The sequence below is a fragment of the Synechococcus sp. A10-1-5-9 genome (assembly GCF_047716785.1).
GTDB lineage: Bacteria > Cyanobacteriota > Cyanobacteriia > PCC-6307 > Cyanobiaceae > Synechococcus_C.
The window spans coordinates 2,619,529-2,638,109 of the sequence record NZ_CP180406.1 but is presented as its reverse complement, the minus strand read 5'-3'; the positions used below and the strand labels follow the sequence as shown (position 1 = coordinate 2,638,109).

The window sequence follows — 18,581 nt, the reverse complement described above, 5'->3', positions numbered from 1 at the left end:
CTCAGTCCTTCTGACCGATGAAGTTGCCGTTGCCCAGAGCAGGCTCTACTTCGCGGTGGGGGCGGGCAATGATGTGAGCAGCGACCAGGCCGTCGCCGACACGTTCGCAAGCATCGGCGCCAGCACGCACAGCAGCGTTCACAGCGCCGGTTTCGCCGCGCACCAGAACGGTGACGTAGCCGCCGCCGACGAACTCACGACCGATCAGGCGCACTTCGGCAGCCTTGGTCATGGCATCAGCTGCCTCGATGGCGGGGACCAGACCGCGGGTCTCGATCATGCCGAGGGCGATGCCCATGGTTTCGTTAGCCATTGCCTACCGGGAAAGGGGGTGGAATGTTCGCCGCTGAGCCTGCTCTGCCAAAGGCCTGGCCGTCAAGCGATCTGGAGAATTCTGGAGATCACTGTCCATAGTGAACTTCATAAGCTTCACTGATCAGCCTTTCTATGACTGATGGGAACAGCTGCTGGTGTATCGCGTGAGCACCTGAACACATTGGGTTGCCGACGACGGCAAAAGTCTTTGTTTACAAAAAAACATGCCTCAAGAGGGGGTTGGTTGCCCCGTTAATCCCACACAATGGAATGCTTCAAAGGGGGTTCTTTGCGCAGGCTGATCATCGCCAGTGGCAATCCACACAAAGTGGCGGAGATTGAAGCCATGCTCGGTCCGATCAACGTGGACGTGAGCCGCCAGCCTGCGGATCTTGATGTGGAGGAAACAGGAAGCACTTATCTCGAAAATGCTCGCCTGAAAGCTCGCGCCGCCGCTCTGCGAACAGGGTGCTGGGCGCTTGCCGACGATTCCGGCTTGGAAGTCGACGCTCTTGACGGTGCTCCTGGGCTCTTCACGGCAAGGTTCGCCGCATCGGACCACGACAAGCTGGAACGCCTTCAAGCGGCGATGGCCGACATTCCCTACCGAAGCGCATGCTTTCGCAGCGCCATGGTGCTCTGCTCACCGGAGGGGAGCTGTGATGAGGAAGCTGAAGGGTTCTGCTGGGGTGAATTGCTCCATACCCCTGCCTATCCGGGTGGAGGGATTGAATCCCTGTTCTGGGTTCGTGAAGCAGGCTGCAGTTACGGCCAACTCAACGCCTCCCAGCTCTCGAGGCTGGGCAGTCGCGGAAAAGCCGCACGCAATTTGGCTCAAGGCCTGCGTAGACGCCTCAATTTGGACTGAAGTCAGCGCAGTGTTGAACGTCGATTCACCAAGTCGATGGCTCGCATGGCGGCGGCAGCGGCCTCTTCAACATCACCTTCTCGCCCCGCCAGGGTGAGACGTCCGAATGCACCCACCGCTTTCACATCCACCAATGTGATGTTGGAAGCCTTCTCGGCTTCATTGGCTGCGATCAGCACGTAACCAGCTGGTTCCGTTTCGAGGATGAACATGCTCATCCCCGCCTCAATCATCGAGCCCCGTCGATTTTGCCGATTAATCAGCACCGCATGGTCAGGTGTAATCGCACGAATCACCTCAGTCCAGCTCACCTCAGCCGGACTGCGCTGGTCGATGGAGCTGCCGATCGCCTCGAGAACCACATCTCCGGAGTGAAGCACTGTGCTCTGATCGCGGTGATACAAGGCCATGGAGCCGAAAGCCCGCTCCACCACCATCTGTCCGAGCCGCACATTGCTGGCCTTCAGGGCAATATCAGTAACACGATGAACGGCCATTCCCGGTGACACTTCCATCCAGAGACAGGCATCTCCTGGGATCGGAAGAAAACCTTGGCTGACAGACCCCATATACGCCGCTAGTTGGGGCTGGAGGGAGTCAATGAAGACATGCGTGCGCAGTTCGATCGACTGCACATGGCTGTTTCGGCGGGTAAAGCGTGACGATTCGGAATCAGTGGTAACAACGCAGCTGGCTCCACTCGCGGAAGGATGGACTTCCGTACCGGTAACGAGGGCGCTGCCGCCGACGCGCCGCTCCCTGGCATCGAAGCCGGCGAAACGATTCATGGCGCGGATCTTACCGGAAGCCGACTGTGCGCAAGGGCTGTGCGCTTGCGCCGCTGAAGCCAGCCGATACCTTCAGCCCACATGCATCAAGACCGATGACCTCGACACAGGAGCCCCGCCTGAACGATGGAAATCCAGCCACTGAACTGAATGCCGAACAGGCGCTCGGACTGGTGAGCTATGGCCTGATGCAGCGTTTGGACCGAGAAGGACACGCCGAACTGCCTTGGTTGCCATCCCAAAACGAAAACAAAGCCCAGACCCTGCATCAACTGCGGCAACGGCTGGAGCTCACCGCATTGGCTCTGGAGACCGGAGCACCACTGAGTACTGCGGAAGTGGGTTTCCTGCTCGGTGCCAGGCCTGGCACCGAGCAGGTAGAGCGCGGTGGGCTGTGCGCCAGGCGCGTGAGCCGCAATGTCTGGCGGCTCACGAAAATCGAAGTTTCTGACGAGAGATCGGGCGGAAGCTATGCCGATGACCGCTTCCGCCGTCGCCTCTGAACGACGAATCGCATTTAGGAGGGATCCTTCATGGAGTCATCTTCCACAGCCACACAAACGGAGGTCGCAGCCAGCTGTGCGCGTGCGGCCACCACAGGTGCAGCCTTGCCCTTCAACTGATCGGCAGCTTCGGCAAGGGTGAGATTTTTGTTCTTGCTGACGTCATTGACGGCCTGACGGAAGATTTCAACCTGATCGCGGTACTCCTTCACCTCTGCCTTCACCAGCTGATCTTCAGCCTTGTTCAGTGCGGACAGTGCGTTGTTGAGCTTTTCGCCTGCTTTCTCGGCCTCGGCAACGGTGGATTCAGCTGTAAGCGCGTTGACCGCGACCACGGCGTCATCAACATCCGCCTGAGCAGCACAAACCGCCTCAACACCTCGCGCCACCTTCACTTCATCCATGGCCGCTTTCTTCTCGGCGGACTGGCAGGCCGCAAGTGCCAGGCCAAGGGCTAGGGCCGCCGAGAGAACGCGCAGCGAGGACATGGATTCGTCCGATCATCGGTTGAAATGTAGTCAGATTTCCAGATTCGAACCGTCACGATCCCAAAGAGTTTCAGGCAGTTGGCCCCTTTTGGGATTCCAGCGCCATGGTGAGAACAGGATCTGTGGACGCAGGCGAAATGAGCGCCAATCTTCTCAAGGAATCCGGGCCTCGGGAGGTGTTCTGCGGCCTGACGTCGATCGTGTGGCTGCACCGCCGCATGCCCGATGCCTTCTTCCTCGTGGTGGGATCTCGCACCTGCGCGCACCTGATCCAGAGCGCCGCCGGCGTGATGATCTTTGCCGAGCCTCGATTCGGCACCGCCATTCTCAGCGAGCGTGATCTTGCTGGTCTGGCTGATGCCCACGACGAGCTCGACCGGGTTGCCCGGGAACTCTTAAAACGGCGCCCAGAAATCCGCACCCTTTTCTTGGTGGGATCTTGTCCAAGCGAAGTCATCAAGCTGGATCTCGCCCGAGCCGCCGAACGCCTCAACGAAGAGCTCCAGGGGCGCGTCCGGGTTGTGAATTATTCGGGAAGCGGCATCGAAACAACCTTCACCCAGGGGGAAGACGGAGCCCTGGCTGCACTCGTGCCTCTGCTGCCGGCCAGCGACGCCCGCCAGCTTCTCCTGGTGGGCACCTTGGCTGATGCCGTGGAGGATCGCCTGATCCACCTCTTCTCGAAACTCGGCATCGAGACCGTGCGCAGTCTCCCGCCGCGCCAGTCCTCTGAGCTGCCACCGGTGGGGCCCGGTACCACGGTGCTGCTGACGCAGCCCTTCCTCACCGAAACCGCACGGTTGCTGCGTGACCGAGGCGCCACGGTGCTCAAAGCCCCGTTCCCTCTAGGCGCCGAGGGCAGCCGACGCTGGATGGAAGCTGCCGCAGCCAACTTCCAGTGTCCGGAAGCCAGCGTCCGAGAAGTTCTGGATCCTCTCGAAGCACGGGCCCGGATCGCCCTCGCCCCCCATCGTGAGGTGCTGGCTGGAAAGCGCATCTTCCTGCTGCCGGAATCCCAACTTGAACTTCCATTGGCCCGCTTTTTGCACAGGGAATGCGGTATGGAGCTGGTTGAGGTGGGCGTTCCTTATCTCAATCGCGAACAAATGGTCGAAGAACTGGCCCTGCTTCCTGATGGGACAACCGTTGTGGAGGGGCAGCACGTGGAACGGCAGCTGGATCGCGTGCGCGCCGGCCGCCCGGATCTGGTGGTATGTGGGATGGGACTCGCCAACCCCCTGGAAGCGGAGGGGATCACAACCAAATGGTCGATCGAACTGGTGTTCAGTCCGATCCACGGCATCGACCAGGCCGGCGATCTTGCAGAACTGTTTTCACGCCCACTGCACAGACGCCAACTGATCCACCCGGCTCTGCACCCAACGCCCTCCGATCACCCCGTTCACGCTTGATTCGATGGAACTGACGCTCTGGACTTACGAAGGCCCCCCCCATGTGGGTGCCATGCGCATCGCCGCCTCAATGCAAGGGGTTCACTACGTGCTTCATGCACCGCAGGGCGACACCTACGCCGATCTTCTGTTCACGATGATCGAACGTCGCGGGCAACGACCACCGGTGACCTACACCACCTTTCAGGCCAGAGATCTGGGAGGCGACACCGCAGAACTGGTCAAGCGGCACGTGCAAGAAGCAGCCGATCGTTTTCAACCCGATGCTCTGCTTGTGGGAGAAAGCTGCACGGCCGAACTGATCCAAGACCAGCCCGGTGCTCTGGCGCAGGGAATGGGATTACCGATGCCCGTGGTCACCCTGGAGCTGCCCGCTTACAGCAAGAAAGAGAACTGGGGAGCTGCTGAGACCTTCTACCAACTGGTGCGAGGGCTGCTGAAACAAACCGTCCCGCCGCAGCCGAACCATGACGTGAAAGCCTGGAAGCAGGAAGGGCGTCGCCCACGGGTGAATCTGCTCGGGCCGTCCCTGCTTGGTTTCCGTTGTCGAGACGATGTTCTTGAAATCCAGCGACTGCTATCACTTCACGGCATCGACGTTGGCGTTGTCGCGCCGCTGAGTGCAGGGGTGAAGGACATTCTTCGCCTGCCCCAGGCTGACTTGAATGTGTGCCTCTATCCGGAAGTGGCTGAATCCAGCTGCAGCTGGCTGGAACGCAACTTCGGAATCCCTTTCAGCAAAACGGTGCCGATCGGAATGGGGGCAACCCACGACTTTCTTGTGGAGGTACATGCCCTGCTTGGGATGGCCCCCCCGGAGGCTGCAGAGGGATACCAGCGATCCCGCATGCCCTGGTATTCCGAGTCTGTCGATTCCACTTATCTCACAGGAAAGCGGGTCTTCATCTTCGGCGACGGCACCCACGCCATTGCCGCAGCAAGGATCTGCAGCGAAGAACTTGGATTCACCGTGGTGGGGCTGGGTACCTACAGCCGGGAAATGGCCAGACCTGTTCGTGCCGCTGCCAAAAGGCTGGGTCTTGAGGCCCTGATCTGCGATGACTATCTGGCGGTCGAGGCAGCCATGGCCGAAGCGGCTCCCGAACTCGTCCTGGGTACCCAGATGGAACGGCACAGCGCTAAACGGCTTGGGATTCCTTGCGCCGTGATCAGCACCCCGATGCATGTTCAGGATGTTCCCGCACGCCACAGCCCTCAGATGGGCTGGGAAGGCGCGAATGTGATCTTCGATGCCTGGGTCCACCCATTAATGATGGGCCTGGAGGAGCACCTGATCGGCATGTTCCGCCACGACTTCGAGTTTGTGGATGGGCACCAAAGTCATTTGGGTCACCAAGGAGGTGCGGAAGCTGAGAACGGAACAGAGGTCTCAAACGAAATTGACAGCCATCACGAGGCCTCATCCAGCCAACTGGTTTGGACCGCCGATGGCGAAGCCGAACTGAAGAAGATTCCCTTCTTTGTGCGTGGGAAAGTTCGCCGCAATGCCGAGTCGTATGCCAAGGAGGTGGGATGCAAGCAAATCAGCAGCGAAACGCTCTATGACGCCAAAGCCCACTACAAAGCATGAGCATTTCCACTCAATTATTTAACCCAATCAACCAATAATCAACAGTGAAGCTAAAGCTTCTGAAAGCAGATCTTTCATTTCCCGCTGAATCACAGACAGAACACATCCGCTGCTGTTGAATGACATTGATCCATTGTGCAAAGGTCGCTGCATGACCACGACCCTGAAGCGTCCTGTTGATGGCGACGGCAGTGTTCAGGTCCATCAGGACCCCTCGCTGAACATCGAAGAGGAAACCCTGGTCATCGCCGTTTACGGCAAGGGCGGCATCGGCAAGTCCACCACCTCCTCCAATCTCTCGGCCGCGTTTTCCAAGCTTGGCAAGCGGGTGCTTCAGATCGGCTGCGATCCCAAGCACGACAGCACCTTCACGCTGACCCACAAGATGGTGCCGACGGTCATTGACATCCTTGAGGAAGTGGACTTCCACAGCGAGGAACTGCGTCCAGAGGACTTCGTTTTCACAGGCTTCAACGGAGTGAAATGTGTGGAAAGCGGAGGACCGCCCGCAGGTACCGGTTGCGGCGGTTACGTCACCGGCCAGACGGTGAAGTTGCTGAAGGAACATCACCTGCTGGAAGACACCGATGTGGTGATCTTCGATGTGCTCGGCGATGTGGTCTGCGGTGGCTTCGCCGCCCCCCTGCAGCACGCCAATTACTGCCTCATAGTCACCGCCAACGATTTCGATTCGATCTTCGCGATGAACCGGATCGTTCAGGCGATTCAGGCCAAAGCCAAGAACTACAAGGTGCGGCTCGGGGGAGTCGTGGCCAACCGCTCAGCTGACACTGATCAGATCGACAAATTCAACGAGCGCACGGGCCTGCGCACGATGGCGCACTTCAAAGATGTCGACGCCATTCGACGGTCGCGTCTCAAGAAGTGCACCATTTTTGAAATGGATGATGCAGATGAGGGAGTTCAGGCCGTTCGCCAGGAATATCTGCGTCTGGCGCAGAACATGCTCGAGAACGTGCAGCCCCTCGAAGCCACATCGCTGAAGGACCGAGAGATCTTCGACCTGCTCGGCTTCGACTGATCAGAGTCCCACCAGCTGCATCGACAGTTCCCAGACCCGTCGAGCGGTGTCTGGGTCGGTGGCCTTATCTGACAGCTCCTGGCTGAATTGCTGCCCATCTTTCTTCTGCCGGTTGCCCCAGCTCCAGTGCACGCCCGATTCGGTGAAGTCGGGATTGGCGACAACGTCGGCAACCCGTTCTCCCGCCAACGCTTGAGAGACATAGCCGCCAGTAATGTTCTTCTGGAACCAGGGAAAAATTGTCTGGAAGGCCTTGGGTGTGTTGCGGAACAGCGGAGTATCCGCCACGCAACCGGGGTAGAGCGACGTGAAGGTGATTCCCATGTCCGCGTGCAAGCGGCGATGCAACTCCTGCGTGGTGATCATGTTGCAGAGCTTGCTGTCTTTATAAGCCTTGCCGGGCTTGAAAGGCTTGCCACTGGCCATCGCAATGGGGTCTTTGAAACCGGCCTCGAAACCGGATAGATCTCCCAGATCAGCAGGAGCGGGAATGGGGATTTTGCCGCCTAGTTCCTTGGAGTTGGCCGTGACGGTGCCAAGGATCACGACCCGCCTTGAGGGGTGACTGGAGTTCTGCAGGCGACCCAACAGCAGCTGTACCAGAAGGAAATGACCAAGGTGGTTCGTGGCCATTGAGATTTCATACCCCTGAGGTGAACGCTCTGGCTGCTTCAACTTGGGTTTGTACACCGCTGCATTGCAGACCACAGCATCCAAGCGATCAGGAAGAGCATCAACCCCCAGACGCACGCTATCGAGATCACCGAGATCCATTACCACGTGCTGAAGCCTCTCCTTAGGAAGGTCCAGCGCATCGGCAGCCGCCGCGGCCCGCTCAGAGCTGCGGTTGGCGGTGATGACCGTCCAACCTCGATTCACCAACGCACGCGTGGCATTCAGGCCCACGCCGGATGTGGTGCCGGTGATCAGAACAGTGCCGGGCGTCGTCATCTCAAACCCCTTGGAAGGAAGTCAGTCTGCCCTTCAATGCTGCATCACTCGTCCTGAGATCACGAAACTCAGCGCCAGATCACTCTCAGGCGGTTCGGTGCGATCCACTGATCCTGTTCATCCATCAGGCGATCATCACCGCCCAGAGTGAAAAACGCGTCAAAGCGCCGCTGTAGGTTTTCGAGCTTGGATGTCTCTACATCAACGACAGCAGCCATCTCGCCATGCCGTTCGAGTCGCTCTTGGTAAGCCATGGAAAGGCGAATCAAACTCACGACGCCCAGTAGCATGAGTCCGAGTTTCACTGACAACGCGAGAGAGCTGCAAAACTTCTCTCTGCGGTCATTTTGCCGTTGAAGGAGCGCAGCCAGAGTGGCTGCGTCGGTCGGTTCTGAAACAGCTTTTCGCATGCCCGCTTGTAACGCAGGGATAACACCGTGCCAAGGGGATCATGCAGGGGTCATCGACCGCTCAGGCTCGGTAGAGGCTGACGCACAAACGCACAGCGAGCACCCCTGCATGGGCAGCGACCACGAGAGCGATGAAGATTTCAGCCTGGGTGATGGAGCTGACCATGACGAACCTCGAAACCCTTGCATTCTTTCGCCAAGCCCCCTTCGAGCGCCATCATTCGCAAAGGCCTGTCACACCTTTATGGAAGCCGGATGCCATCAGTCTTCGCTGACCATTGGCGCAGATGCGATTCAACGACTGGATCTGAGGGCCCTAGACAGCTGGATGGACAAGCCCATGACCAAGCTGTTGAACGACGGAGCTGTTCTCGAGTTGAGTTATGAATGGCCCCGTCCGGCAGAAGATCCTCGGGAGCTGAGTGAATGTGCAGAACCCAGACTTTGGGCTTTAAGAGCTGACGCCAAATATCCCTGGCTACCACTCCTGCTGGATCGCCCGAAGGGCTGCCTCGTTCAGCATGTGGCCATGCTCGTTCCCCATGATTTTCGCCCGAGCGATGGAATCCGCTTCGACCCTCAGGCCCTTGAGCTCTGGATCACTCACCGACTGATGGTTCTGGATCAGCATGGGGCAGATGCAGGGATTCCTGGACACCAACGCGGCAATCTCTCCTTAATGGCTGCGAGCCTCGGCTTCGAGTTGGATGGGGGCTTCTGGGAGCTGCTGGACCAGTCGCGATGACCCCGAGAAGAGCCAGGTATCAATGGTGCTGCCTAATGCTGGCGGGGGTTCTTCTCCAGGGCTGCTGGAGGCGGTCGCCACCAGAACAAGCCCTCACATCCCCAGCACCAGCGCGAGCCTCTATCCCTGCAGCAATATCAGAATCACAGCCACAGGAACCTCCGCCACCGGGGCAGCTCGGCCCAACGCCAGAACTTATGGCCAATCTGAGCCAAGCTCCTCTCTCTTTGTCGGCTCGACGCACTGAACGCGAACGTCAGGATGGAGAACGCCTCTGGATACTGGAGCTTCATCAAGACGATCGACTTCTGGCCAGCTGGGAGGCCGTGAGCGGGTTTGCTTCCAGCCAATCACTTGATCGCCGCTGGTCTCCCGGCAATGGAGCCCCTTTGCCTGCGGGCAACTACTCCTTGGGTCTACCTGAAGCCTGGGGAGACGACATCTGGTTCACCCTGACGCCACGCTTCGAAACAACCCGCTCCGGCTTGGGCATCCATGGTTGTAACCCCGGCAGTGGCTGCGTCTGTCTTCCAGATCGCACCTCACTGGAGGCCCTCGCAAGCTGGGCAAAAATGTCCCAGATCCAATCACTAACCGTGTTGAACTAATTCTCGAAAGAAGACAGCACGCAATTTGCGAACAATCCACGTGTTGTACGCATCACACCAGCACCCCAGAACGGTCCCTAAAAACGGATGGAATTCCTTGGATCGATGGACGCCAACATCTGGATGATTATTGGCTTTTTGTTAGCTGCCTATTCAGTGATGGCGAACGATTCGCTTCAGACACTGGGCACTTACATTTCATCCAACAAAAAACGCACTCCCAAGGTGGTGCAGATGATCTTCATCTGCATGGTCACGATCTTCGTGCTGATGCTCGGCTGGTCCATTAACGGCGGCGACCCGGCCTGGGGACGGCTGGCAAAATTCCCGACTCCTGAAAACTTCACCTGGGTTTACATCATTCCTCCGCTTGCGGTGCTGGGCCTCACCGCCTGGGGTGCACCCGTGAGTACATCCTTCCTGGTGCTTTCAGCGTTTGTTCCCAAGAACATCCCCAAACTTCTCGAAAGCTCTCTCTCCGGTTATTTCTTGGCGTTCTGTCTCGGTCTGGCGGCCTGGGGGCTTGGTCTGTGGCTGCTGGAGCGTTGGGTCTTCCGGCGTACCCAGGAGGGCAAGGATTTCAACAAGGTTTGGTATGGCCTGCAGTGGTTCTCCACCGGCTTCCTCTGGAGCATGTGGATGGTTCAAGATCTCGCCAACATTTTCGTCTTTCTGCCACGCAATCTCGGGTTATTCCCGATGCTGATCTGCACCGCCATTCTCTGCATTGGTCTTTGCGTGCTCGTGGCCATCGGAGGTGGTCCAATTCAGGGTGTACTTCGCTCGAAAACAAACACCGCTGATCTGCGTTCAGCCACGGTGATTGATTTCATGTTCGGGCTTTGCCTGTTGTACAAGGCATTTCTGAGCAGCTTCCCATTAAGCACAACATGGGTCTTCCTGGGTCTGCTCGGTGGACGTGAGATCGCCCTACGCATCAAAGAACAGGAATTCGAATACGTGTTCACCAATCGGTCTGGAGGCAATCTCGGCAAGATCATCGGCAGTGATCTCTGGAAAGCGTTCATCGGCGTGATTGTCAGCCTTGTGATCGCTCTCGGCCTCCAGCCGCTTATCGCATGGACTGGGGGCTGAGTTCAGTCCAGTTGCAGTGCAAGTGTGATGGCCCGTCGTCCGCTGTCGATGGCCAGCAGGAATGCAAGAAGCCGCAGAAGCCAGGCCAGCGTTCCTGGCCTGACGCGATCCAGGCGAGATGCAGTCCACTGGGCTGAAACAGCAGCGACACCTCCCAGCAGCAACCCCATCGAAGCCAGTCCCCGTCCTTCCTGGAGAAACTGGAGCGAAGCCGCACTGGCTGAACAGGCCACGGCCAAGGTGCTCAGTCGAATGGCCTGACGGATGGGCATCGACAGTCCACTCACCATCAGGGGCACCATCAACAGACCTCCGCCCAGACCCAGCAGTCCTCCGGAAAGACCGGCCACAGCTCCAACAGCAGACAACCCCCAGGGAGAAGGACGCTGCCCATCAGTTTGCGGAGCCGTCTCACGATCAGCTCGGATTGAGCCGGCCAGCACCAGATACAACAAGGCCTGCAGGGCCAGGAGGTGCCAGCCGGCCACCAGACCTCCCAGACGACTGAAGATCAGTGCGGTCGCGAAGGCCGTCAGGCCGATCACAAAGGCAGCCTTCAGCGGCAAGGAACGGCTCCGCCAATGGGTGAAACTTCCGCCGATGGCGGTGGGAACAATGGCAAAGGTGCTGGTGGCCAAGGCTTGATGCGGGGTCAGCCCCATCCACAGCAGTAGAGGCGCGAAAATCAGCCCTCCGCCGATGCCCAGCAGGCCTGCCAGGGCTCCCGCGAGCAATCCCATCGGCAGAACCACTAGACCTTCTGCCAAAGTCATCGCTGTCATGACGCTGCCTGCATCTTGCCCGCCCGGCAGACGCCGCCCAGCCCGGCTTGTGCCGACCCAGAGCCTCAGCGGTGCTGAACAGATGGCTCTTGACGCCCTGCTTCTGGAGCAGAGCTGCGGCGGCGGATCTGACGCCCTGATTCTGCGTTTTTATCAGTGGCGTCGCCCCACCCTCTCCTTAGGGCGCCACCAGGGGCCCCCGACCGAGCAGTGGCGACAGCTCGCCGCCGCCGGCGACCTGGATCTGGTAAGGCGCCCGAGCGGAGGTGGCGCCGTGCTGCATGCCGGCGGACTCACCTATGCCCTGATCTGGACCGATCCACCCCGCCAACGCCGGCAGGCTTATGCCCAGGTGAACCAGTGCCTTCAAGAGGGATTGGAGGTCCTGGGCCTGCATCTCAAGCCCGGGGGTGCCGCAGCGACCACAATCGTTGCTGACTGTTTTGCGCAGTCCACAACAGCGGATTTGGTCGATTCCGGCGGCTGCAAACGCATCGGCAGTGCCCAATTCTGGAAACGGGGTCACCTGCTGCAGCACGGGGAAATCCCCTTGGATCCGCATGAAGGCCTCTGGGAGGCTGTGTTTGCATCCTCTCCCCCCCGCTGGACGCCCTCGGCACCCTCGCCAGCAAGCCTTGAGCTCGCTCTGAAGCAGTCGTTCCAAACACTCAACCCAGGTCTGAATTGGCGTGAGGAAGATCTATCCCAAGAGGAGATTCGGCAGATGGACAAGCTCACGACCCGTTACTGCCTTGAACCGGATCAGGCCTGACGCTTGAGAAGTCCTGACGCCTGCATGCTGTTGACCACTTGCAGCAGGGGCAGACCAAGGGGGTAGGTGTTGTTCCGCCTCGAGCTTTCCAACATGGCATCAGGAAGCTTCACAGCCAACCCACGAAGCACGGCCTCACCAAGCTCACTGCGATCAAGGGTGCCGTCGGGGAGTCCTGCTGGGCCCAGCACAAGCAGACGACCCTGATCACTCTTCTCAAGCGCGAGGACCGCCTTCCAAAGTGGCGATGACTGTTGGATTGAGGGCAAGAGGTCCAAAGGCTGCAGATGATCGCTGATCGTCTGCCGATCCCATTGCTGAACAGGGAGGTCTTTGAGGGGTTGATCGGTGATGAATCCGACCCATCGACCGTTCCTGCAGACCAGAACCCAGTGGGAAAGGCGGGGATCATCCGTCTCCACAGCCCCAAGCCTCATCTGACTCAGCGTGCGCAGGGGCTGATCGGCTTCAACAACTCGAAAACGTCGGGACGCCGTCTTGCCGACAGTCTCGTTTTGAAGAACCTGCTGCAAAGCAAGAGTTTGGGTTTGGCTGCGTGAGGCCCCCATGCCAAACCAACCGAGCATCACCAACCAAAGGCCTGGCCAGACGGCACCTTTGAAGATCAACCAAAACCCAATCACCATCGCCAAAAGCGATAGGAAACGTCCGCTGGCCGTTGCCACCTGGATGCCCTTGCGTTGGCTGCCGGTCCACTGCCAGACAAGGGCCTTGAGGATCAGACCACCATCGAGAGGCAAGCCGGGCAGCAGGTTGAACAGGGCAAGGATGAGATTGAGCCAACCGAGCTTTGCAACCAGATTTCCCAGCAGCGGATTCACCTGTCCTGCTGCCTGCACGCTGGCCAGCAGACCAGCGGCAAGAAGGAGACTCACAGCTGGCCCTGCCGCCGCGACCCGCAAGGCCCCCATCGGCGTGGGACATTCCTTTTCAACTCTGGCTACACCCCCGAGCAGGAACAGGGTGATGCTGCTGACCTTGACGCCCTCGCGGATCGCCATCACCGAATGCCCCAGCTCATGCAGCAGAACGGAGACAAAGAGCAAAAGAGCGGTCAGGAAACCCGTTAACCAGCTAGCCCAGACCAGCCCTTGCGCCTCCGGAAGCTGAGCCACTTCACTCTGGAACGCCAGGGTGAAGAGAACCAAAATGATGAACCAGCTGGGATGGACCCTCAGCGGGATGCCACCAATACGCATCAGTTGCCAGCCATCAGCCAAGAGATTCGCCGGCAAAGCCGGTCGCCATCAATTCCATGATCCTAGAAAGGATTGCGATCGTCGCTTCTCGCCATGGTTGGCCAAGCCCTGCATCTCAAGATCTGCGGTCTGACCGACAGCGCTCAGGCTTGCGCCATCGCGGCCTTGGGGGTGCAGGCCATCGGGGTGATCGGAGTGCAGGGAACGCCACGCTGCGTCTCTTCCGAGAGGCGAAGGGAGATCTATGCCAAGTTGGCCTCTCAATCAAACGTTGAGCGCGTCTGGGTGTCTGCTGACCCCGATGACAATGAACTCGACGAAGTCCTGAGCGGCCAGGGAACGCCTTCGGTGGTTCAACTTCATGGTCAAGAATCAGAAGCACGCTGCAAGGATCTCCGCTCCAGACATCCGAGCATCCGCTGGTGGAAGGCACTGCGCCCTCGTGATGATGCGGATCTCGAGACGATCAAGCGCTATTGGAGCCATGTGGATGCACTGCTGATTGATGCCTGGAGCTCCAACCAACTGGGGGGAACGGGGCACCAGCTGAACCCGACCTGGCTCAAGCGGGTGCAAGATCAACTCGCAGGTGGTCCCCCCTGGTGGCTAGCCGGTGGGGTCTGCGCAGAATGGGTACCGAGCTTGGACAAGATCCATCCTTATGGATTAGACGCATCAAGCCGGTTGGAAGTACGTCCCGGAGTGAAGGATCTCAACCGCGTGCGCGCTCTCGTGAACTCTGTGGAAGACAGAGCCAGAAGGCTCAAATAGCTTGAAGGCTCTGAGTCACAGCTTCATGCTTCGGCATTCAACGCTGCTCATGGTGATCACAGCAGGCCTGTCAGCAGGGACGTCAGCCCAGGGGCTACTTCCTGGATGCCGTCTCGAAAACGGAAGCCTGCAGTGCGTTCCAGGACTTACAGCCGATCCCCAGCAGCAAATTCAGGTTTTGGACGGCAGGATCAACCGTGGCGTAAGGACCGAAGGTCAGCTAGAGCAAGCGATCGAAGGATTAAAACGCTTTGAACTGATCGGCGAAGCCAAAGAAGGGCAGCTGATCAAGGCTGAGTTGATGCTTCAAGGTGGAGGATTCGATGAAGTCCACATCCATTGGTATCGACGAAGCGACCAAGGAAATTGGCAGTTGGTCGATAACGTCAGCGAAAGTACTTACCGCATTCGTTCCAGCGATCGCGGAGATCAACTAATGGCCGTTCTCGTTGTAGAAACTTCTGACGGGAAAGCCCAGCGGATATCGAGCAATGTGATCGGACCTGCTAGGAACTAAGCAACCAAAGAGAACCGTAAAAATATCTGCCTTAGGTACTTAGAAGAGCTTCCTGCTGGCGAACGAGCTCAAAGAATTCCTGTTTAAGGCTGGGATCATGACGGAAATCGCCCCGAACCACTGAATTCACCATGCTGGTCTGAGGTTCTTTTACGCCGCGCCATTTCATGCAGTAGTGCTGGGCTTTGATGATGATCCCCAAACCCTGCGGTTCGCAGAGTCGCTCAATCTCATCGGCCAGAATCATCACAGCTTCTTCCTGGATATGAGGTCTTGAAAAAACCCAATCGGCAACTCTTGTGAATTTGGAGAGGCCAATGACTCTCTCGCCAGGCTTGATGCCGATCCAGCAATTACCCATGATCGGCACCAAGTGGTGAGAACAGGCAGAACGCACGGTGATGGGCCCAACTGTATAAATCTCATCAAGCCTTTTAACGTTAGGGAAACTTGCAACTTTTGGCTGATGATGATAGCGACCCTTAAAAACTTCGTGCAGATACATCTTCGCCACTCGTTCTGCTGTTTCCGCAGTGTTGTGGTCGTTCTCGATATCGATCACCAAGGCATGCAGGAGATCACGAACACGATCCGCAACTTCAACCTGCAAATCATCCAACTCCCCAGGGAGGATGTGGTCAGCCACATTGTCATTGGCTAGAAACGACACATCCTGTTCCCGCAATCGCGCACGGATGCGATCGGAAACGCGCGAATCTAGAGCAGGTAGCTTTCCGTTCTGGGATACGGAACCGTTGCCGTTGGTGGAGACAGGAAGAGTGGAAGTCATATCGAGCTGTGATCAGAATGCGCCGGTGGCCGGCATCAGGGTGAGGTCTTCGATGACCTGAGTGGCGGGTTGCTGAGCAAGGTGCAGGAGCGCGGCAGCTGCCTGATTCACGGGAAGCATGGCACGGCGGTCGAAATTGCTCTCCACTGTGGGCGAATCCCAGAGTGACGAGTCAACAGCTCCGAGGGTGAGCGTGCAAGCGCGGATCCCATTCGTCCGCTCCTCTTCTGCTAAACAGCGAGTGAAACTTGCCAGAGCAGCTTTAACAGTGCAGTAGGCCCCCCAACCTGGGAACGCGTTACGTGCCGCATGGCTGCTGACATTGATAACAAGACCGCCCGCGGGACGCATGGCCGGAACCACGCCTGCACAGACTTGAAAAACGCTTGTGAGATTGAGCTGCATGAGCCACGCCCAACGATCAAGAGGCATGGCAAGCAGATCACCAGTCCAGGCCGCACCCGCATTGTTGATCAGTACCGAAGGACGCAGACCCTGGTTGAGGAGATCTTGCAGACCCGGAGCGATGACTGAAGGGTCTGTGAGGTCAATGGCTTGATAAACAACTCGGACTCCACTGGCTGAGAGTTCCGTCGTAAGGGACTGAAGAGCCGCCTCACTTCGTGAAACCAGAAGGAGATCCCAACCAGCCTCTGCAAATGCTTTTGCAGCTGCGTGACCAATTCCCCGGGATGCACCTGTAATCAGTACGGAAGGCAATGAATCCGCGCGAGCTGCAGCACCCTAGTCATCTGAGACGACTTCCGTCGATGAGCCATCAAGAAAATGCCCCATGGCCCGGAATTTGCGGTAGCGCTGCTCTCTCAGTTGCTGCTCGGAAAGCTCGAGCAGGGCCTCAAGATTTCGGGAGAGCGCCTCTCGCAAGATTTCACCAGCCTCAAGTGGTGCCCAATGATTTCCGCCGACTGGCTCAGGCAGCACCTCATCCACAACACCAAGACTGAGCAGATCCGGGCCCGTGATCTTGAGAGCCGTCGCCGCTTCCGAGGCTTTGGCGGCATCACGCCAAAGAATGGAAGCGCAGGCCTCAGGACTCGCAACTGTGTAGACGCTGTGCTCGAACATCAGCAGCCTGTCGGCAACACCGATACCCAGAGCGCCACCGGATCCACCTTCACCAATCACTGTGGCGATAATCGGCACTCCAAATCTGAACATCTCGCGCAGATTCACGGCAATCGCCTCTCCCTGGCCCTGTTCCTCGGCGAGCAAGCCCGCATAGGCCCCTGGGGTATCGATAAACGAAAGAATCGGCAGATGAAAGCGATCGGCATGATCCATCAGCCGGAGGGCTTTGCGATAGCCACCAGGCGTCGCCATCCCGAAATTCCGTGCCACGTTTTCTTTGGTATCCCGTCCTTTTTGATGTCCGATCAACATCACTGAACGATCTCCCAAACGACCAATACCTCCGATTAGAGCCTGATCGTCACTGCCACGCCGATCCCCATGGAGCTCAACCCAGTCATCACACAGGATCTGGATGTAATCCAGCGTGCTTGGGCGGTGGGGATGACGGGCTACTTGAATCTTCTGAGCGGGTGTCAGGGATTTAAAAATCTCCTCACGACGACGTGCGGCCAATGTTTCGAGCTGCTGGAGCTGAGGGCTGACATCAACCTCAGAATCTCTCGCTCTCTGTCTGATCTGTTCGATCTGCTGTTCGAGTTCGACCAGGGGTTTCTCAAACTCGAGAAGCGGACGGCGTGGCATTGCGGTTCAGGAGAGTGAGGTCAGGCAGCGGCAGCCTGCGGAAGGCCTTGCAGATTGAGGGTGGAGAAACCATGGCGAACGGATGCTCCACCGATGAAGTCCATCTTCTCAAGCGTGATGTTGTTCCGCCCCCAGCTGAAGTTGGTGTGATGCGACTCAAACTCGAGGAGCATGGCTTCGGCAAAACAAGCAAACATCTGCCGTTGAGGTTTCTCCATCTCTGCTATTTCCATCATCGACCATCCAATATCAGTAAAGAATTCAACAATCCCTCCCTTCAGAACGTGAATACCCTTGGCAGCCACACGGGCATCAAGGTTTTTGGGGTAACCACCATCGATCATCAGACAGGGTGTTTTCAGTCGTGACGCATCAATCTCGAGGGTGCGCGGCATGCTGGCAACCCAAACCACAACATCAGCTTCCGGCAGGGCGTCCTCGAGACTGAGAATCCGACCGCCACCCAGCTCATCCCGGAGATCTTCAAGTGGTTTCTGTTGCCGGGCCACGAGCAACAATTCAGCCACCCCGGTTCGGGAGGAGAGCCAGCGGCACACAGCACTGCCGATGTCGCCGGTCGCTCCAACAACAGCAACCGAGGCCTTTTTGAGATCGATGCCCAAAGACGGAGCATTGTTTTCAACCTGCCTGCAGATCACCCAGGCCGTGTGGGTATTCCCCGTAGTGAAACGCTCCCAAGCCAAGGTTGTGCTGCGCACATGCTGATGCTGAAGCAGGTTGAAATTCTCGAAAATAATCGATGTGAATCCGCCAAGAGCCGTGATGTCGATCCCCTTTTTCTGGGCGAGCTCCATGGCATTGAGCACTTTGCGTCGTGCTGTCTTGAAACGACTCAGCATTTCCGGCACGAAGCAGGAATCGATGTAGGCACCCTGGATGGATTTGCCTGTGGGGCTGGTGACTTCGACATGCTCCACAAGCTGGGGAGGAGCACTGCACCACACATCGAGATCTCCCTCGGCAATGTGATCGAACCCAAGGTCGGAAGCCTTCCGCCTGGCGGCTTCGAAACTTGTGGAATGTCCAATCAGACCAAACATATGCCGCCGACGGTCGTGTGTGAACGCATGGAACAGAAGCTCACGCGAAGGTGGGCTGATCAATCATGGTCCCACGTTGGCACGTGTTGTGCACAACGTGACTGTGGGCGAACCGGAC

23 protein-coding genes are annotated in these 18,581 nt (G+C 58.0%); 11 read left to right on the top strand and 12 right to left on the bottom strand.

The features are described 5' to 3' along the window. Position 1: 1 nt before the first annotated feature. Positions 2-313: a BMC domain-containing protein gene (locus ACLM45_RS14020; RefSeq protein WP_006043649.1), complete on the bottom strand. Its 312-nt coding sequence runs from the start codon at positions 311-313 to the stop codon at positions 2-4. A 267-nt stretch (positions 314-580) separates the two neighbouring features. Here ACLM45_RS14020 and ACLM45_RS14015 point away from each other — a divergent pair, with 267 nt between their 5' ends. After that, positions 581-1,183, top strand: coding sequence for a non-canonical purine NTP pyrophosphatase (locus ACLM45_RS14015; RefSeq protein WP_415409884.1), 603 nt, complete (start codon positions 581-583; stop codon positions 1,181-1,183). Positions 1,184-1,185: 2 nt separating this feature from the next. Here ACLM45_RS14015 and ACLM45_RS14010 read toward each other — a convergent pair whose 3' ends face one another. Next, the gene (locus tag ACLM45_RS14010) at positions 1,186-1,971 is read right to left on the bottom strand and encodes a BMC domain-containing protein (RefSeq protein WP_006043647.1); all 786 of its coding nucleotides are present in this window, start codon (positions 1,969-1,971) and stop codon (positions 1,186-1,188) included. 95 nt (positions 1,972-2,066) lie between these two features. On the opposite strand from ACLM45_RS14010, the gene ACLM45_RS14005 reads away from it, so the two are divergent. Continuing rightward, a complete protein-coding gene (locus ACLM45_RS14005; RefSeq protein WP_415409882.1) occupies positions 2,067-2,474 on the top strand; it encodes a hypothetical protein in 408 nt (135 codons plus the stop codon). A gap of 14 nt (positions 2,475-2,488) precedes the next feature. Here the strand turns inward: ACLM45_RS14005 and ACLM45_RS14000 are convergent, their stop codons facing one another. Continuing rightward, a complete protein-coding gene (locus tag ACLM45_RS14000) occupies positions 2,489-2,962 on the bottom strand; it encodes a hypothetical protein (RefSeq protein WP_415409881.1) in 474 nt (157 codons plus the stop codon). Positions 2,963-3,099: 137 nt separating this feature from the next. On the opposite strand from ACLM45_RS14000, the gene ACLM45_RS13995 reads away from it, so the two are divergent. The 3 genes from ACLM45_RS13995 (at position 3,100) to bchL (ending at position 7,007) form a co-directional block, all read left to right on the top strand. After that, positions 3,100-4,374, top strand: coding sequence for a ferredoxin:protochlorophyllide reductase (ATP-dependent) subunit N (locus ACLM45_RS13995; protein WP_038005550.1), 1,275 nt, complete (start codon positions 3,100-3,102; stop codon positions 4,372-4,374). A 4-nt stretch (positions 4,375-4,378) separates the two neighbouring features. After that, positions 4,379-5,965 carry a ferredoxin:protochlorophyllide reductase (ATP-dependent) subunit B gene (locus ACLM45_RS13990; RefSeq protein ID WP_415409879.1) on the top strand — a complete coding sequence of 529 codons (1,587 nt, stop codon included), beginning with the start codon at positions 4,379-4,381 and terminating at the stop codon, positions 5,963-5,965. Between the two features lie 151 nt (positions 5,966-6,116). After that, entirely contained in the window at positions 6,117-7,007 is an 891-nt protein-coding gene (gene bchL / locus ACLM45_RS13985; protein WP_006043641.1) for a ferredoxin:protochlorophyllide reductase (ATP-dependent) iron-sulfur ATP-binding protein, read from the top strand. On the opposite strand, the gene ACLM45_RS13980 is transcribed toward bchL, so the two are convergent. The 3 genes from ACLM45_RS13980 to psaM all read right to left on the bottom strand — a co-directional run bounded on the left by ACLM45_RS13980 (position 7,008) and on the right by psaM (position 8,534). Further along, positions 7,008-7,958, bottom strand: a complete 951-nt coding sequence (locus ACLM45_RS13980; protein ID WP_415409877.1) for a protochlorophyllide reductase — start codon at positions 7,956-7,958, stop codon at positions 7,008-7,010. It abuts the gene before it with no gap. 68 nt (positions 7,959-8,026) lie between these two features. Beyond that, positions 8,027-8,368, bottom strand: a complete 342-nt coding sequence (locus ACLM45_RS13975; protein WP_006043639.1) for a hypothetical protein — start codon at positions 8,366-8,368, stop codon at positions 8,027-8,029. Positions 8,369-8,429: 61 nt separating this feature from the next. Then, positions 8,430-8,534: a photosystem I reaction center subunit XII gene (psaM, locus tag ACLM45_RS13970; protein ID WP_006043638.1), complete on the bottom strand. Its 105-nt coding sequence runs from the start codon at positions 8,532-8,534 to the stop codon at positions 8,430-8,432. 78 nt (positions 8,535-8,612) lie between these two features. Between psaM and ACLM45_RS13965 the strand changes: the two genes are divergently transcribed. The 3 genes from ACLM45_RS13965 to ACLM45_RS13955 all read left to right on the top strand — a co-directional run bounded on the left by ACLM45_RS13965 (position 8,613) and on the right by ACLM45_RS13955 (position 10,816). Beyond that, positions 8,613-9,113, top strand: coding sequence for a CRR6 family NdhI maturation factor (locus tag ACLM45_RS13965; protein WP_415409875.1), 501 nt, complete (start codon positions 8,613-8,615; stop codon positions 9,111-9,113). Between the two features lie 197 nt (positions 9,114-9,310). After that, the gene (locus ACLM45_RS13960; protein WP_415409874.1) at positions 9,311-9,721 is read left to right on the top strand and encodes a hypothetical protein; all 411 of its coding nucleotides are present in this window, start codon (positions 9,311-9,313) and stop codon (positions 9,719-9,721) included. A gap of 87 nt (positions 9,722-9,808) precedes the next feature. Beyond that, entirely contained in the window at positions 9,809-10,816 is a 1,008-nt protein-coding gene (locus ACLM45_RS13955) for a hypothetical protein (RefSeq protein WP_415409872.1), read from the top strand. Between the two features lie 2 nt (positions 10,817-10,818). On the opposite strand, the gene ACLM45_RS13950 is transcribed toward ACLM45_RS13955, so the two are convergent. Then, entirely contained in the window at positions 10,819-11,598 is a 780-nt protein-coding gene (locus ACLM45_RS13950; protein WP_415409870.1) for a sulfite exporter TauE/SafE family protein, read from the bottom strand. Here ACLM45_RS13950 and ACLM45_RS13945 point away from each other — a divergent pair. Next, the gene (locus tag ACLM45_RS13945) at positions 11,597-12,370 is read left to right on the top strand and encodes a lipoate--protein ligase family protein (protein ID WP_415409868.1); all 774 of its coding nucleotides are present in this window, start codon (positions 11,597-11,599) and stop codon (positions 12,368-12,370) included. The two genes, ACLM45_RS13950 and ACLM45_RS13945, sit on opposite strands and share 2 nt — an antisense overlap. Here ACLM45_RS13945 and ACLM45_RS13940 read toward each other — a convergent pair. After that, positions 12,361-13,611: a site-2 protease family protein gene (locus tag ACLM45_RS13940; protein WP_415411442.1), complete on the bottom strand. Its 1,251-nt coding sequence runs from the start codon at positions 13,609-13,611 to the stop codon at positions 12,361-12,363. The genes ACLM45_RS13945 and ACLM45_RS13940 overlap by 10 nt on opposite strands. Positions 13,612-13,683: 72 nt before the next feature. Here ACLM45_RS13940 and ACLM45_RS13935 point away from each other — a divergent pair, with 72 nt between their 5' ends. Continuing rightward, the gene (locus ACLM45_RS13935; RefSeq protein ID WP_415411441.1) at positions 13,684-14,361 is read left to right on the top strand and encodes a phosphoribosylanthranilate isomerase; all 678 of its coding nucleotides are present in this window, start codon (positions 13,684-13,686) and stop codon (positions 14,359-14,361) included. 25 nt (positions 14,362-14,386) lie between these two features. Beyond that, positions 14,387-14,878, top strand: coding sequence for a hypothetical protein (locus ACLM45_RS13930; protein ID WP_415409866.1), 492 nt, complete (start codon positions 14,387-14,389; stop codon positions 14,876-14,878). A 31-nt stretch (positions 14,879-14,909) separates the two neighbouring features. On the opposite strand, the gene folE is transcribed toward ACLM45_RS13930, so the two are convergent. The 4 genes from folE to ACLM45_RS13910 are packed head-to-tail and all read right to left on the bottom strand — an operon-like array spanning position 14,910 to position 18,463. After that, a complete protein-coding gene (folE, locus tag ACLM45_RS13925; protein WP_006043629.1) occupies positions 14,910-15,668 on the bottom strand; it encodes a GTP cyclohydrolase I in 759 nt (252 codons plus the stop codon). A 12-nt stretch (positions 15,669-15,680) separates the two neighbouring features. Further along, positions 15,681-16,388: an SDR family oxidoreductase gene (locus tag ACLM45_RS13920; RefSeq protein WP_415409864.1), complete on the bottom strand. Its 708-nt coding sequence runs from the start codon at positions 16,386-16,388 to the stop codon at positions 15,681-15,683. A gap of 24 nt (positions 16,389-16,412) precedes the next feature. After that, a complete protein-coding gene (locus ACLM45_RS13915) occupies positions 16,413-17,402 on the bottom strand; it encodes an acetyl-CoA carboxylase carboxyltransferase subunit alpha (protein WP_006043627.1) in 990 nt (329 codons plus the stop codon). 20 nt (positions 17,403-17,422) lie between these two features. Continuing rightward, positions 17,423-18,463 carry a long-chain acyl-[acyl-carrier-protein] reductase gene (locus ACLM45_RS13910; RefSeq protein ID WP_006043626.1) on the bottom strand — a complete coding sequence of 347 codons (1,041 nt, stop codon included), beginning with the start codon at positions 18,461-18,463 and terminating at the stop codon, positions 17,423-17,425. Positions 18,464-18,581: the final 118 nt, after the last annotated feature.